This is a genomic window from Flavobacterium sp. OHVDL-2026-0007, assembly GCF_059882335.1.
The window spans coordinates 638,215-654,432 of the sequence record NZ_CM187612.1 but is presented as its reverse complement, the minus strand read 5'-3'; the positions used below and the strand labels follow the sequence as shown (position 1 = coordinate 654,432).

Genomic DNA, 16,218 nt, shown 5'->3' with positions numbered 1-16,218 from the left:
AATTCCTATTATTAACTAATTTAATATTACCCATTATGAAAACCAAACCTGAAGATCCACAAAAGATACCAGTACAAATGACAAATGAACGAGATCATTCCAAATTTATAATACAGCGATTTGATATTTATATTACAGGGGCAAATACCAAAGGAAATTTTCTTCTTGCCATGAATACTTTTTTAATCGGTGCAATAGTGGCTAACTATTCCAAGGTTAAAGATTTAATTGGTTGCGGTTACACTATTTTTTTTGATATTGGAATTGTATTACTAACGCTTCTTTGTATCTCTGCCATGGTCTTTATTTTAAAATCTGTTTATCCTTTTATTTTATCTGGAAATTCAAGCAGTGACGGATATCACTCCCATATTTTCTTTAACTCTGTATCAGAATTTAAAAACCCAGAGAATTTTCGAAAATCATTTTTAAAGCAGACTGATTTAAATGTTGAACATGACATGTCCAATCAGGCATTTTACTTAGCTAAAGGACTCCAGACCAAATATAAAAATTTGGAAACGGCCATGAAATGCATATATGCTGAACTGATATTAATCGCTATTTTATTATTATTTATCATATTATTTTAATTATGAACTTATTCGAAAATTATAAAGAAGATTTTGAAGCCGTATTGTCTAAAAAAGTTAAAATCACACCTGAATTAATGAAAGGTCGGCAAACTGTTTTTTTTAGTACCCAAAATGTTGTTGCTATCAATGAAAGATCCTACTCTAACAGTCTAAATATGCCCACTCCAATAGACGGTCCTAAAGTGCTATTTAATTATGACAAAGAATATTTAAAAAAATATTTCGGAGAAAATAAAGATGCTTTTTCAACTATAACAATTGGTTCACATCCGGATTTTTCTACTCTAACCAACACTGATTACCTTACTCATCATTGTGTCTCAGCATTTGTAGACATAAAAGGGTCAACACGATTAATTGACAAATACACTTTACTGGAAGTCAGACTTATAAAAGATTCGCTTCTGACTTTAGCAATTCAAGTTGCTAATCAATTTGGAGGTCATGTTCATAGGCTTCAGGGTGATGGAATTTTTCTCCAGTTTGTAAGAAGAGACCAAACTCCAAATGATGCTGTAATAAATGCTCTTAATGCAGTTTCTGTTTTAACACAATTCGTTTCGGTCGAACTATCAAAGATTATGACTCAGTATGAATTAAAGCCTCTTAAAATTAGAGCAGGAATTGATTATGGCGAAGATGAAAAAGTTTTATGGTCATATTATGGAATCGCAGGATGTGAGGAACTTACAACTACGAGTTTACATACTGATATGGCGGCTAAACTTCAAGCGAAAGCTGATGATAACTGTATTTTAATTGGCTATAATATTAAAAAACTACTCGATTTAAAAAAAGAATTCTATTCGTTTTATCAAAACTCACAAAACAAAGAAATGGTCTATGAAATAACTTCTAATCTGACCTACCCCTTTTTTGTTTTCAACTGGAGAGAATATTTGCACTCTCTGCCTTTTATATCTAAAGTAAGCGCTTCCGAATCTTTAGAAATTAAAGAGAAAGAAATAACTTTACAATGTTTTATATCCAACGAAGACAGGTCAGGTATGCAGAGATATTATCCTAATTCAACATCAATTCCAAGAGGAAAAAAAATTCATTTTAAATTGTTGAAAAATGAGAGATCCTATATAAAATTAGATTTTGAAAAAATAGAATGGTTTGGACGAAACTCAGGTAAAGAAGCGGAAGATCTTAAACAATTGAACTTAAATTTCGATAATTATTTCGACAATATGACAGAATGTTCAGTAGATGCTGCCTTTCTTGGGCATCATTATATCGAATGTAAAATTACTAGAGGTCACCTGAACACTGAAAAAGTGACCTTCCCTTTATTTGTACACTAAATTTCCTTCTTCTGATTTTCCTTTTTTACTCTAACTATAACTCGTATAAAAAAGTTGAAATCAAATGCAATGTGAATTTGATTTTCTTAAGAAAATACAAAACTTATTTTTAATTCATTAGATTTAAAAGTGTGTTTTTCAATTCATAAGATTAAGTATATAACCTAAAATGCAAAAAACAATGAATATAACTGAGGATCCCCATGATTGGAAAGATTTGCAGAATAAAGTTGGAGTAATATTAAAACAATCAAATTTCAATGTAGAAATTGAGAAAAAAATTGACTCTGTCTGAAGGATAATAGAGATTGATGTTTATGCGGAAGAAAAAATTGATGATCGAATCTATAATATCTTGTCTGAATGTAAGATGTGGAAATCAAATATTCCACAATTGTATTTAAAACATTGATTATCAATGCTTAACTTGTTTTAAAGAATGAGAAGACATGTTAACTGCTATTATTTTACAATTTCATATTAACATTAAAAAGAAATAATTTTGAAAGAAATAAAAACTGTATTAGATGATTTTATAGTTTTGACAGAGATTGGCTGCGATTTATCTCAGCATTTTGGCGGTTTGTATGTCCATGATGAAAGAAAGACTCGATCTACTCATTATCTCGCCAAAATAATTGACAATTGTTTCTCAATTCTTAAACTTATTCCAGAAAATAAATATTCAACTGAAAATGAAAAATATTTAGATGTATCTTCAATTCTATCGTTGTCGCGAAATTTGATAGAAACTTCCAATATATTTTGGTATTTAATTGCAGAAAAAAATTCAGACCTTGAATTTGAACTTAGAACAGATATTTTAAAATATCACGATTATATTTCAATCGAGATCATATTTAATCAACTACTTTTTGAAAATGAAAGTGCAAATTATCTGAATAAAAAAAAGAATGAATACAAAATCAAAATTGAGAATAATCCAAATTTTCAATTATTAGATAAAAACTCAATGAATTTAATAGTGAATGGAAAAAAAAGTACAATATTAACACAATTCGAAATTGCCGAAAAACGTGGAATAAATTTACCCGATTTTAAAGCGTATTATAAACTTATGTCAGTTCATACACATTCATCACCGACAGCAATTACAAACTTAGTTTATACATAAGGAGTCGACCAGCGATCTAATGTTGATATTATAATACTTTCATTAGTAATCAAATATAATTCTTATTTTTTGGCTAACCTTATTGAGACTGTTACAGAATTATGGGAAATGAAGTTTGCAAAAACTAATTCTAAAAAATTAGTAGAAAAATATGCAGCTTTATAACAAATTAAAGATTGCGTTTTTTCACCTATTACAAATACATTTGCTGAAACATCCATTGAAGATCAGTTTTCAATAAAATGGATCCAACTTAGAAATTAAACCTGCTGACTCTTGAATGAATAGTTTTTCTTTATATTTAGTTTGCACTACGGTTTAATTTCAAGCATACTCTACAATGCAAAAGTGGTATTTTATAATTGTTTTGCAACATTACTTTTTGTTGATTCTTCCAATTTTGTTCTGCGATATTGATAATAATTCTCAGGTATCAATGTGCTGTCCTTTCTACTGCAATACAACTTATCCTGCACTTGTCTTAACTGATTCATTGTTGGATTCTCTGAGTTACGAAGTTTTCTAGCTGCTTTCCTTACTTCTTCCAATGATTTAACTGCTTTTTGATTGTCTAAAATTAGTTTTATTAAAATTACAATTAAAGGTAAGGTAGGTGCAATAAAATTAGTTAGGTAACCTTTTAATGAAGCATTAACTATTGTCGCTATGATAAAAGAACTGACGACAATTACTAAACATATTATTATACAATCATTTTTGAAATGAAATCTCAACTTTCGATCATACTCCAAATTTGTTTCTTGACAACGGAGTATTGCCTCCTCCTCTTTTAGATTATCAAGATCAATATGATACCAATTAGTCACGGGAGCTTTGGGATTATGGACATAATTCTTTTCAGCTTCTTCTATAACCCAGTTTTCGGGCATATCTCCACTATTTGTTTCATTCCATTCCATATTGTATATACGGCAGTCAAATAATTCTTGAACTTTTGCACCGTTTGTTTTAAACTTTGATAAATAACCTGATAAAAAAAGTAAATCAATTAAAGTTATAGAGACAGAAACTAAAGCTATATAAGATGTTAAGTCAATATCAGTAAAGTTCTTTTGATTTAGCTTCAGAAAGTTTAAAATGACTACTACAATAATTGTAACAGTAAGCTGCCATCTATATATTTTTTTAGCAGTAGCATATATTACCCTTTGCGCTTTCAGTAATAGTAAATTTTGAGGCAATTCCTGATTTTTTTTTATTGTATTCATTTTTTAATTTGTATAAGTTGGAAATTCAGGACCAAAAATTTCTCTCCATTTTTCGATAGATTCTTTTTGCTTTCCGTTAGTTTCTAAATCAATTGCTTCTTTAGAACGATTATAGTCCAGTTCTGCTCTTTCTTGGATTGAATTTCTTTCGGTCAAATTTAGTGTATTTAGGTCACCTTGAAATCCTTTAGGGTCATACAAAGTTTTGTGTATTTGATTATATACATATGCAAACAAATTAGGTAATTCCCGGTCAATGTATATAGTACTAGTGACATTTACAGCATCATAATAATTTAAAATCATACATTCAAGAAAATAAGACCCCATCGTAGATGCCGTACGGCGTTTAGTCCAGTATTTCATAATTCGGATTGCGTCAAGAACAGAGATTTGTTGTTTATTATTAATTTTTAAAGTTCTTTCCTTATCAATTCTAGGATCAGTAGCTTTCCAATTTCCAGTTCCATCTGGAATTAGGAAAAATGTCTTACCGAGATCGGGAGCTGTTAAAAAGCATGGAACAATATCATATACCCATTCGTAGGAGTTTAACTCTAAAGTTATAGCTTCTTGATTTCTTTTAATATCTGCTTTCTTATACGAATGAACATTTGCTAAGTATTCTTTAAATTTATTGATAACCTTTATAGAATTGAGTACGTCAGTTCCAGGATTACAGAGTGCCAATTGTTTATTAGCTTCTTGTTTGACTCGAATTCTATAACCTACTTCAATTTCTTCTCTCCAGTTACCTTTTGCATGTAACACAATCATTAAATCAATGTCATCCAAAGGTCTTATTTTGGTCTTACGTGAGAAAGAACCGTAATCAATACTCATATAATCAGTATAAAAGTCTAGAAATTTTCCATCATTTGGGAACTTTTCTATCTCTGCAACCAAATTATTTTTACTTTTCTTGGCTACATTATTTCGATCGTTATCCAAACGAACAATATCTTTCATAAATGTATCAAAAGCATTATTGACTGTTGTTGCCATACTTAATAATTAATCTGTTATAAATTCATGATATTTTTTGATAATTGATGTCACTTTTGCCAAACATATAAAACTCTTCTTAAGATATTTTATGGTTTTCCATAATTGCACATTTTAAGCGGCAAATTAGTTTTTAAATAAAAAAACACATCCAATATAAATACCTGTTTCTAAACTGTATCAAATAATTTTTAGATTAGCTATTGCAACCGTTTTCTTGTGATCATATAGCTAAACGCCGCCAATCACTGCCTACTAAATGTTAATAATAAAAAGATACGATTATAGTGTAAAACTTTATAAAAAACTAAAAGAGTATCAAACAAATAGGAATTACTCCATAATTTTCCCTCAATCCCCAACAGGACATCTAGACCAAATTTACAATACCAAACAAAGACGTGCACTCCATGTATTGAGCCAATCTCTTCAAATCCTCAATAAAATTTATGGAAATTTGTCCCGTTGAGATCACAAAAAAAGCTCATTTCAAAATGAAATGAGCTTTTTTTTTATGCTGTAAAACTATGCTCATTAATGCGGAATTGCTTTGCGGGCACAGATTACAAATCTGCGCGATCGTTATGTAAATTGATCTGCGCGATCGGAATCTTCGTTATTATCAATTATTTCTTTTACTCTTTCATCTGTAAATACAAACTCATCTTTATAATCGCCAAAATAATTATCAAAATCAACAATATATTGGGTTAGTTCATTTATTGCAAGTAATTGCTCTTTTGTGAAATTCATTTTTTTATAATTTTTGCTAACGCTAGTCTCTAGAAGAGTTTTTGAGTTAGATTGAACTTAATTTTCGGATTTACCTAAACTTTCCAAATTCAAAGCAATGTTTAAATAAGTCTACTTCGTAAATCTCCTGTAGCAAGTGTTTTTTAATATTTTTTCATTATCTGCAATATCTTTCTTGCTGGTTCTCGTATTTCAACAGCTCTGCTGTTTAAATAACCTTCAATATCCTTTTCTGTCAATGCTTTAATGGCTGTATAATAAGGTGCTAATATAATATTCAATCCTTTAGATTCAAGGATATTTGTAAGCCAATTACCGTATCCTAATTTAATTACAACCGCACCGAAACGCCACCAGTCATCTTGGGTTAAAAGAGGAAGACATTGTTCTACTTCATTAAATGCATTTTCAAGGTGTTCTCCCGCAGTACCTTCATTTCTTTTATATAGTTCAAATAAGGTTTTATTCAGCCAGTAACTATCCGCGGCTTTTTTATCAATTTCTAATTTACTAAAGTACTTCTGCGCCTCAACAACCTTATCCATTTTATCCCTATACAAAAAAACTAAATTATATTTTGGTGAATTTGCACCGGGATCTAATTCAATTGCTTTTTTATATGCCTTCTCGGCCTTTTGATAATCCTGCGAATGGTCAAGATATAAATTCCCTAAAACATTCCAAGCAAGTGGATTATTTTGATCAAGTTCAATTGCTTTTAAATAGGATTTCAATGCTTTTTCATAATCTTGTAGATTAAGAAGGTATAAAGTCCCTAAATTATACCAGGCTTCTGAATCATTTGCATTGAGCTTAATGACATTCAAGTAAAGTTTTTCAGCTTCTTCGTACTTTTCTAATTCTGAATGATAGAATAATGCTAAATTAAAAAGTGGGTCAATTGAAGTTTTATTAATTTCTATGGCTTTTAAATAAGCTTCCTCTGCCTTATCCTTAAGCAAGAATTCATGCCAGTAGATGTTTCCTAAATTATTCCAGGCGGCTCCCAATTTGCCATTTAATTCGATTGCTTTTAGATACGCATTTTTAGCATCTTGATTTTTATTTAAATGTTGATAGGTAAACGCTAAATTATACCAAGCTTCTGCATTAGTTTTCTCTTTAGTAGTAAACTCTAGGAAGTGCTTTTCAAGTTCTAAATACGTTTGATGGTTTTGACTCTCTACATTTGGATCTCTTTCCAAGCCAAACTGCTCATATATGCTGGAGTTTTCTTTCGCTTCATCTCTTAAATCTTTCTGACATTTATCTTTAAGCTGATTTTTTAAGTCTATATCTTTCACTACTTCTGCTAATGCCAATTTATAAGTAATATCATTAAGACTTCTGCTTTCTCTTGATAAACTCTTAATTGCAACGGAATGAAGATCGTCTCCATAAAAAGTTTCTAAAAATTTAGAGAGGCAATAAAGTTCTTTTTTTTGTCTTCTGCTGCTTCGACGCATTAGAAACCAAATATTAAAAAAACGCTCACTAATTTGATAAGCATTACCTTTAGATTTGTATGCATCTAATTTTTCAATCCACCCTAATTCTACTAATCGCTTTAATTGAGGCGAAAGCTGATTATTCTCTAATCTAGTCTCGCTTCTTAATTGTTCCAGATTTATTGGATCCCAATTTAAAGCGATTGCATCCACGATTATTTGCATTTGAACAGATAATTCTTCAAATCTAGCTTTATATAATGGTGTTATTTCATCAAGTAGCGCTTCTAAATCATCATTGATTTCTTTTGAAAATCCTTTTACAATAATTTTAAAAAGCATTACAGCTGTTCTTGGATTTCCTCCCGTAAGCTGATGTATAGTCTTTAAGCGTGCTATTTCTTCGTGGATATTTATTATAACTTCCTGCGCATTGGTGATTTTTGCCAAATTATTCAAAACTTCTAAAAGTTCTTCAAAACTTAATTTGTTTAAATAGCTAATTTGAAATGCATCATAAAATGGGGCTCCATAATCAAAGGTATCTTCAATTTCTACTGCACTTGCTCCAATAAGAATTGGCGCATCATTCTGCATTAGCCAAGCACGCAGAACGTGCTGCTCATTTTTATCAAGTCTGTCAAAAATAAAACTCATGTTGTCAATTAACAATACTGCTCTTTTATTAATTTTTTTTGACATTTCTATCAAAAATTGAAAAGCTTGTTTAGCTAAATCTTCATCATTTTTGATGTTTTCAAGTTCTTTAACTTTTGAATCAATTAACTGAACTTCCTCTTTTCGCCTTAGCAACTCCAAAACATCAGCCATCGCGTCTAAACTATTTAACCAAAATTCAGAGAGTTTATTTAAGTTGTATTGTTCTTCCGGAAAAAGTAACGGAATAAATGTTGAGTTCTGTTTTCTTAGTTCTACTTCCAATCTTTTTAATAAAGTACTTTTTCCCATTCCTCTTTGACCAATAAACAAATGGTGCTGCGGAATACTATTAGGCTTTTCTTTATTAATTTTATCCATTAATAATTGAAAATATTTTTGCCTTACAACAAATAAACTTTCTACTGTTTCATCATCCAATCTCTGTGGATTATATAAGCCTAATTGGCTTAATGATATGTGTTTAATTTTATCCATTATTTCGAAAATCTATTATACCAAAAATCTCTTAAGAGAGGAGAGCGAAAACTATATTTAGAATTTTCTTCAATTAAATAACCATCATTTTTTAACATATATATCAGTTGACTTAATATACCTTCTGCTTTTTCTTGATCATTAATTATTGAGTTTAAAAAAGACAGCAGTACATTTCTGCTTTCCCCTTCTGGAATATTAGAAAGTCGTTTTAATAATTTACGAGCATAATCCTCTAGTTCTTTGTACTCTTTTAGTCTTTCTTCCCAAGTATTAAGATGCTTTTCATTTAATAATAAGTTGTAAGCTTCATCGACGGTTCCAATTTTAATTTCTCGCCCCTCGACTTCTATTAAATGAAAAAATTTAAAAAACAAAATCTGTATAAAATAAGGTAGTAACCAGCCTAACTTATCTAATTTATATTCAATTATTTCATCTAGTAATACCATGTTATCAGATTTACCAAGCTCTTGTAGTAATTGTTTTGCCTTATCTCTTTTAAATGCACCAATTGGATAAGGATCAACATCATTAAAAGTATGGCTCAGCTGATGTTGACTTGTAAAATTATCAATGCCTACAGAACTGCAAAATATCCAGCGAATTTTAGTTCCTGAAGTCTGTCGAAAACTGCGCAGCCAATTCAAAAAAAACTCGGCATTTCTCTTTCCATTAACGGGATCACTTTCGATAAAGCTATTTAACAAAACGGTTACTTCATCTACCATTATCAATGTATCCTCTCCATGATTTAGTAGCTTCTTTAAACTATCATAAGAATCTTCTTTGCCTTTCTGATATTCAAAACTAGCTTTTACACCAAATGCCTCTCCTGACATCTTGAAGCCAGATAATAAATTTTCAATTATTGCAGATGATTTGTTTTTTGTCTTTTCCCACCAGTCCTGATTTTGTAATTCTGTTATAAAAACTCTTAAAAATCCCTCTTCGGACTTAATTTCTTCTAAATTTATTTCCAATGTATTCCACCCGGCATCTTTAGCCTGCTGTATTATTTTTTTTGCTAAAGAGGATTTACCAACTCTTCTTGGAGCGGAAAGTATTACTGAATTCCCTTTTTGAATGTGTTTCCATATATATTCTAAATCTTTTTCTCGCCCAAAGAAATTACTTCCTTCCACTGGAGAGCCTGTTATATTATTTATCATGACTTTAAATTTTACATATACAAATATATATACAAATTTGCATATATGCAAATTTGTATATATAAATTTATAGTTACAAATCCTCTTTTACGACTATTAAATCAACAACATTACTAAAGAATAATTAAATCATTTTCTATAGTTTAAATCCCTGAACTGTAAAGATTACAAATCTTCATTTATAGCCTGTTTTATATTATAGTTAAGAATTAGCTAATTAGTTTTCGAAATAAACCAATTATTGACATCACAAGAACCACAATTACCAACTGAGCTTAAACGTATCTATCTACATCGAAAATTAACAAAAATGATTATCGCATTTTGACCTGAATAATCTCACTACTATTATTTAATTTTACTAAAAACTGATTAAGATTCTTCGTTTAAATACTTAAGACATATAATCTGATTTAATTATAAGTAATAGCTTCATTATTGAATTAGTGAAATCACATTCTTAAGATTTTTTAACATTAAACCCCAACAATACAAACAAACCGCTTCGGAACAAAAATTAAAGATAATTATCTTACAAATGGATAGAAAAATAAGCCAATTTCCTTAAATCATTCATAAAATGGTTTGTAAATTGTTCAGTAAGGGTCACTAAAATCCCTATATATTTGATATATAGGGATTTATTTTTTTATACCTGGATTACAACCTAAATTCGGATCAATACAAAAACCTGTGGAACAGCAAAAATCAAGCATATATATTAGATAGTCTAAAACGAAGAATTTTACATTTCTAACTTCGATCTCAACTTCAGGTGCAGAAAGATAAAATACGAAAATCAACTTGTTTTAGGGACACCCAAATCGAGTGGCTACTATATGCCTTGGGACTCTAGTCAAGTTTTCTTAACAGATTTATCATTTGATAAGCGTCTCCAGCATTACGACAAACCTGTCTCATTTAATAAAAAGAACTAGATTAATTTTGTTTTTATATTTTTTCACATTACCCAGAAATTTTTGCATTGTGGCCTATTGAAAGTTTTTGCTGAATGATCTTCATAAATAACGTTTCGTATCACTATATGATTAATAACACAATATTTTCGCAGCATTTCCTCCTGATTACGTTGTGAAAACCCCTTCTCAGCCTGCACATCTGTACTAACCCTTACATATAAATCTGCTACCCTGCTCATCTTGTACCCATTAAATGCTTCAACACGACTATATTAGCAATTTTTATCAGGAAATCCAAAATTTGCTCTGCTTGTTCATGAGTTACATCTAGGCCCTCTTACCTTAACATCTGTAAAACCCTTTCAGTTGTCAATTTAGATTCACTGTAGTCAATATCTTTCTCTATAACATTTAACTTTAAAAAATTATAGAGGAAAATTATTTTTTAAATGCTTTTAAAATATTTACTGAGGTTATTTGTCACTAATTGGAAGCTTATTTCTAGCTTGACTTGATAATGCATTTTCTCCTCCAATATTTAAACACTATGATATTCATTTATTCCGACTGAAATACTCCACGATTCCGCATCAAAGTGTACTTTTTATTCAGGAAATAAATCAGGTTTCTTTAAGTGATCTAATTCCTGTTGTGATCGACGTAATAGCAGTAATCCTAAAATAAACATCACCCTAACACTTAAAACTTACTTTACGGGTTTCCGTACTTAATTTTAAATCATTCTCATTAAGTTTGTCTGTTAATTCTATTTCAATTTTGAAAGCCTAAATAAAGAGTTCTGATAAAATTTTGTTCATGGTAATCAAGAACATTACAAATTTGATAACCAATTAGTACAATAGAAATATACAACATTAAACTAGCTAGTAATTAGTAGGCATAAACTCCAATATCTATAAAAACAATGAGAAAAATTCTTCTAATTATTTTAATGTTTGTTTCATTAACTTCCTGTAATACAACCAGAACCTACTATGAAACTGGCGAATTAGAAGCTAAATTTAGAGTTGTCAAAAATTTAAAAAATGGTCAATGGAGAAATTATTATAAAAGTGGAAAAATCTATGAAATTGGCTCGTTCAAAAATAATAAAGAGGTAGGTCTTTGGAAAAATTATCATGAAAATGGAACATTATGGCAAATTGGAAAATTTAAAGAAGGTAAACAAGATGGTCAATGGCTTTTTTTTCATGATAACGGTAATAAAGAAGGAATTGGAAGTTTATCATCAGGTAAAATGATTGGAACATGGCTATGGTATCATTCTAATGGAAATATTTTTACAGAAAGACTTTACGAAAATGGAAAACTAATGGAAATTATCTCATGTTTTGATGGGAATGGTAAAGTTTTACAAAAAGGGACATTAAAAAGTGGGAATGGAAGTTTAAACTCATATAATATAAGCGGAAATCTCGTAGATGTTGTAAATTTTGAAAATGGAATAATTAAAAAATAATGGCTCCTAATACACCCTATTAAAAATGAGAGTTGAATAGTTATTTCCAAAAATAAACTAGCGCTTTTAAATTTACAGAACATTTTTCATAATAACTTTTCTTACATCTACTACCAATAAAAGCAGTTTTATAATAAAAATGCAGTTTCTTTGCTAACTCAAAAATTGCCAAACTCTAAATTCTAATCAAAGTTCACGTTAAAAAATCTTAATGATAAAACACTTTCTTTTCTTACTCTTTTTTGCAAATATTAGTTTAAATCCTCTAATGGCACAAAATAAAAATAACATTATTACAAATGATACTTTACAGTATAAACCTATTGATCCCCTGCGACCTGCCAAGGCAGCCTTTTATTCTGCGATCTTACCCGGATTGGGGCAAGCATATAATAAGAAATATTGGAAAATGCCTCTTGTATATGGCGCAATAGGGACCAGTCTTTATTTTTATATAGATAGTCAAAAGAATTATAACATTTATCGAGATGAATATAAAAGAAGACTCGAAGGATATACAAGCGATCAAGTATCTTTAAATAGATTAACTGAAAGTCAATTAATAAATGCTCAAAAACAATTTCAAAGAAATAGAGATTTATCTGCTTTGTTTGTAGTAGGGTTTTATGTTTTGAATATAATTGATGCAAATATCGACGCCGCCTTATCACAGTTTAATGTAAATGAGCAATTGTCTTTCATGCCTATTATCGAATCTAATCAAATTGCTAGTACAAGTTTAGGATTTAAGTGCACTTATCAATTCTAGTTATAATTGGATACGAATTGTACACCACTACTATCAGAAATTTATCGATTAATTTGTCATAATTGCTTGTAGTAAGGTACACTAACACAAGCCAATAATAAAAACAAGCCTTATTCTAATTTCAAAACTGCCATGTGAAATCTAAAAAGGTCAGTGTCCTACTAACTCTGCAAGTTGAAAAAAGACTTAGATTATAAAACCAATCCTTAACTTTTCAACCTACATACTTTTTTTCAGTGTCAGGAAAGTGTCAACTACATTGATGAAACATAGTGGTTAATTAATGATTTAGTACAAATTTAAATCTCATATTGCCCCTAAAAACCAAACTTTTATTGTTGTAAGAAAATATATCTTTTTAATTTGTTTGCATTGTTATAATATTATCTTTGAGACGACTAATTCAAACCCAAATATGAAAAAAAAAGTTATAGCAATCATATTTCTATTTTGTTTTACGTGGACTAATGCCCAAGTAGTTAGGTCTTATATTGGTATTGCAACTTTTATTCACACAGATTTTTCCAATTCAGTTTTTTTAAATTTTAAATCTGGTGGAGAGTTTAGATTACATAAACATGTTAGGCCGGAAATAGAAATTAGCGGGATAATTGGTGCTTTACAAGATTTTACAAAAAGAGATGAGAATAATAGGATTACTGAAGAGTATACTAGATCCGTGACTTCTGTTAATTTTAGTATTTGCCCTAAAATAATATTAGGCAATATAGAAGAACTTGATTCTTATTTTGTAATTCTTCCTAAGTTTTTAATTTCAAATATGGAAGCACATGGAAATTTTAGCACTTTTTCCAATACGGGCAATTTAATTACGAATCAGCGAAAAATTGTTAAGGAGTGGAGCAAATCTTTTGGTATTGGAATTGGTTATAATTTTGATCTATCTGATAACAACCCTGATTCTTTGTGTTTTATTTTAGATCTTCAAGGAACTGAACTGGGGAAAGCTATTAATAAACTTAATGAGAATAAAAGTACAGTTACTACGAAATGGACTATAGGTCTTGGTTTTAATTATTATTTTAATTTAAAAAAGAAAAAAGCTTAAGCTTAAATATTCTTAACCAGAAAGTCATTGTTTAAATGGTAGCAAACAAGATGGTCTGAACGCAATACGCTGACTTGGATAGATGTTAGGGAAGAAAGGAGAGATTATCCATATAAATTTTAGACAAAAAATCAAAGAAGTAGTATATCTTTATTGATTAGCACAAGCTAGAAAACTTCCAGGAGTGCAAAAAAAAGCCTTCTAACCGCATTTTTAAAGACTTAAAAGATAGCCACAACATTAAACCGAGATTTTAACATGGAAGAAAACGCAGGGATTGGATTATTGGAAAACTCCTATGCCAGATAAAGTCAAAACCAACAATATGTCTACCCAAGAATATTTGAGTAAATATTAATCTTAAAGTATATGATAAAACCCTAATTCTTTTGCTTCTTTTCTTTGGTCAACCTCTCACAAAGAAAAGAACTCCATACAAAACAACCAAAGGGATGACCAATATCCCTTACAAACTAAATCACAGCCTGTTTGATAAAATGATGTAGCATGGCATTTTGTCAAAGAGGCTCTACCTATTGTAATGTAAAAAGACTTTCTCGACAGTAGAAGTGAATGTCTTTTTGTGAACTGATTTCTCACCTCAGGCAATTTATAATGAATGCACCTTAAAATTCCTGATGCATAGAAAAAGCTTGTCTATCATACAATTCAATGTGGAATAGAAACTCCTTTTTATCAACTTATATTCCTTCTTTTTCCAAATACTGAAAAAGAGACTTTGAATTAATGCTCATGAAAAATTATTTTATACTATTTTCAATTTTCTCAAATTCTTTTAAACTACTTCCTCTCATTAAAATTTTCCCATTAGAATCTAGCAGAATATAAGTCGGATATGCTTGTATGGATAAATCCTTAAAAAGTAAACTTTTTTTATTCATGTTTATAAATCCATGTGTCCAATTCATTCTATTTTTTAGTACATGTTCTTTAACTTTCTTTTTATCTACATCACTTGCTATACTTATAATACTTAATTTCGTAGGGAATTTATTTTGGAGCTCTACTAATTTTGGATTCATTTTTAGACAAGGAACACACCAAGTACCCCAAAAGTCGATTAATGTATATTTTCGTTTTTTAAATATCGAGTCTGTAGTAAAATGACCATTATTTAAATCCTCAATAACTCTGTTTTTAAAATAGCTTCCGATTTCTTGCCCATATTTTCCTTTATTCTCTTTTACTTTTCTTAAATATAGCTTTGATATATTTTTATTGATACTATCTATTTTAAAATAACCATCTCCAATTGCAATAGTATCATTAGAATAGTGCATAAACTGGTTGTTAAAATATTCATCTTTACTAAAAGGAACATTTTTTGGTTTAATATATATTGCTCCAAAATTGTTGTCACGAGCTTGGTAATAAAATTCGTAAATCTTATTATTTATTAGTTGTTCTCCTTTCCAATAATCTTTGAATCTATAACTTGATAGATATTCTAATTGTTTTCCATTTTGTTGGTAACGTATCAGATACTTGCTAGGAAATAAAATTATTTTTCTTTTATAAGTTTGAATATTACCTTTATGATAAAATTCATAGCTGTATTCAGTAAGAGGCAGTTTATTTAAAACATCCAAGCTATCTGATGCATGGTTTCTGAAATTTATATCAAATTCATATTTAACGTCATCATCAAATCTTTGATTTCTATTGGCATCTGCAATAATAAACTGTTTGTTTTTATAAAATCCAACGATAGAAACAAAACCTTGTTTTATAGGTTTTTTGGAAAACTTTAGAGTATCTATATCAATCTCTTTAACTAATTTCAAAAAATCACTTTTACTATACTCATTCGCTTTATACAAATCCCAATAAAACTGTAAACCTTCCTCATTATTAACATAATATGCTATAGAGTCATTAATAGGTACTCCGGTATAATTTCGTATTGTTTTTTCTTTAAAAAGAGGAACTCTATCAATTGAATATAAGTTTGGGTTTACATAACTAAAATTAAGAATTATAGAATCGTTTGTTTCTTGCTTCATATCAACAATCCATTTGTCATTTTGGCTATTATATCCATACCCAAATAATACAAACACTCCAACTAAAAAAAATATTTTTTTATGCATTTAAATTTTTTATTAAGTTAATATTTAGTTCTGTCGCATCTGTCAGAATCAAATATAAGAATTTAA

At 29.4% G+C, this 16,218-nt stretch carries 13 protein-coding genes; 6 read left to right on the top strand and 7 right to left on the bottom strand.

Going from position 1 to position 16,218, the window contains the following annotated elements; translation table 11 throughout:
- Window positions 1-35: 35 nt before the first annotated feature.
- From AC51AA_RS02625 to AC51AA_RS02615, 3 genes are all read left to right on the top strand, one after another.
- The gene (locus AC51AA_RS02625) at window positions 36-593 is read left to right on the top strand and encodes a Pycsar system effector family protein (protein ID WP_500704195.1); all 558 of its coding nucleotides are present in this window, start codon (window positions 36-38) and stop codon (window positions 591-593) included.
- Window positions 594-595: 2 nt separating this feature from the next.
- Window positions 596-1,906, top strand: coding sequence for a nucleotide-binding domain-containing protein (locus AC51AA_RS02620; RefSeq protein WP_500704194.1), 1,311 nt, complete (start codon window positions 596-598; stop codon window positions 1,904-1,906).
- Window positions 1,907-2,408: 502 nt separating this feature from the next.
- A complete protein-coding gene (locus AC51AA_RS02615) occupies window positions 2,409-3,041 on the top strand; it encodes a DUF5677 domain-containing protein (protein WP_500704193.1) in 633 nt (210 codons plus the stop codon).
- 356 nt (window positions 3,042-3,397) lie between these two features.
- Here AC51AA_RS02615 and AC51AA_RS02610 read toward each other — a convergent pair whose 3' ends face one another.
- From AC51AA_RS02610 to AC51AA_RS02585, 6 genes are all read right to left on the bottom strand, one after another.
- Entirely contained in the window at window positions 3,398-4,270 is an 873-nt protein-coding gene (locus AC51AA_RS02610) for an S-4TM family putative pore-forming effector (protein WP_500704192.1), read from the bottom strand.
- A 3-nt stretch (window positions 4,271-4,273) separates the two neighbouring features.
- Entirely contained in the window at window positions 4,274-5,275 is a 1,002-nt protein-coding gene (locus AC51AA_RS02605; protein ID WP_500704191.1) for a hypothetical protein, read from the bottom strand.
- A gap of 582 nt (window positions 5,276-5,857) precedes the next feature.
- A complete protein-coding gene (locus AC51AA_RS02600) occupies window positions 5,858-6,028 on the bottom strand; it encodes a hypothetical protein (protein WP_500704190.1) in 171 nt (56 codons plus the stop codon).
- A gap of 143 nt (window positions 6,029-6,171) precedes the next feature.
- Window positions 6,172-8,631: a tetratricopeptide repeat protein gene (locus tag AC51AA_RS02595; protein ID WP_500704189.1), complete on the bottom strand. Its 2,460-nt coding sequence runs from the start codon at window positions 8,629-8,631 to the stop codon at window positions 6,172-6,174.
- Window positions 8,631-9,803, bottom strand: a complete 1,173-nt coding sequence (locus tag AC51AA_RS02590; RefSeq protein ID WP_500704188.1) for an AAA-like domain-containing protein — start codon at window positions 9,801-9,803, stop codon at window positions 8,631-8,633. Before AC51AA_RS02590 ends, AC51AA_RS02595 begins: the two co-directional genes overlap by 1 nt.
- 961 nt (window positions 9,804-10,764) lie before the next feature.
- A complete protein-coding gene (locus tag AC51AA_RS02585) occupies window positions 10,765-10,962 on the bottom strand; it encodes a recombinase family protein (protein ID WP_500704187.1) in 198 nt (65 codons plus the stop codon).
- Window positions 10,963-11,648: 686 nt separating this feature from the next.
- Here AC51AA_RS02585 and AC51AA_RS02580 point away from each other — a divergent pair.
- The 3 genes from AC51AA_RS02580 to AC51AA_RS02570 all read left to right on the top strand — a co-directional run bounded on the left by AC51AA_RS02580 (window position 11,649) and on the right by AC51AA_RS02570 (window position 14,041).
- Window positions 11,649-12,203 (top strand): toxin-antitoxin system YwqK family antitoxin, encoded by a 555-nt coding sequence (locus tag AC51AA_RS02580; protein WP_500704186.1) that lies wholly within the window; start codon window positions 11,649-11,651, stop codon window positions 12,201-12,203.
- Window positions 12,204-12,414: 211 nt separating this feature from the next.
- Window positions 12,415-12,972: a DUF5683 domain-containing protein gene (locus AC51AA_RS02575; protein WP_500704185.1), complete on the top strand. Its 558-nt coding sequence runs from the start codon at window positions 12,415-12,417 to the stop codon at window positions 12,970-12,972.
- A gap of 415 nt (window positions 12,973-13,387) precedes the next feature.
- Window positions 13,388-14,041 carry a hypothetical protein gene (locus AC51AA_RS02570; protein WP_500704184.1) on the top strand — a complete coding sequence of 218 codons (654 nt, stop codon included), beginning with the start codon at window positions 13,388-13,390 and terminating at the stop codon, window positions 14,039-14,041.
- A 761-nt stretch (window positions 14,042-14,802) separates the two neighbouring features.
- Here AC51AA_RS02570 and AC51AA_RS02565 read toward each other — a convergent pair.
- The gene (locus AC51AA_RS02565; protein ID WP_500704183.1) at window positions 14,803-16,152 is read right to left on the bottom strand and encodes a TlpA family protein disulfide reductase; all 1,350 of its coding nucleotides are present in this window, start codon (window positions 16,150-16,152) and stop codon (window positions 14,803-14,805) included.
- Window positions 16,153-16,218: the final 66 nt, after the last annotated feature.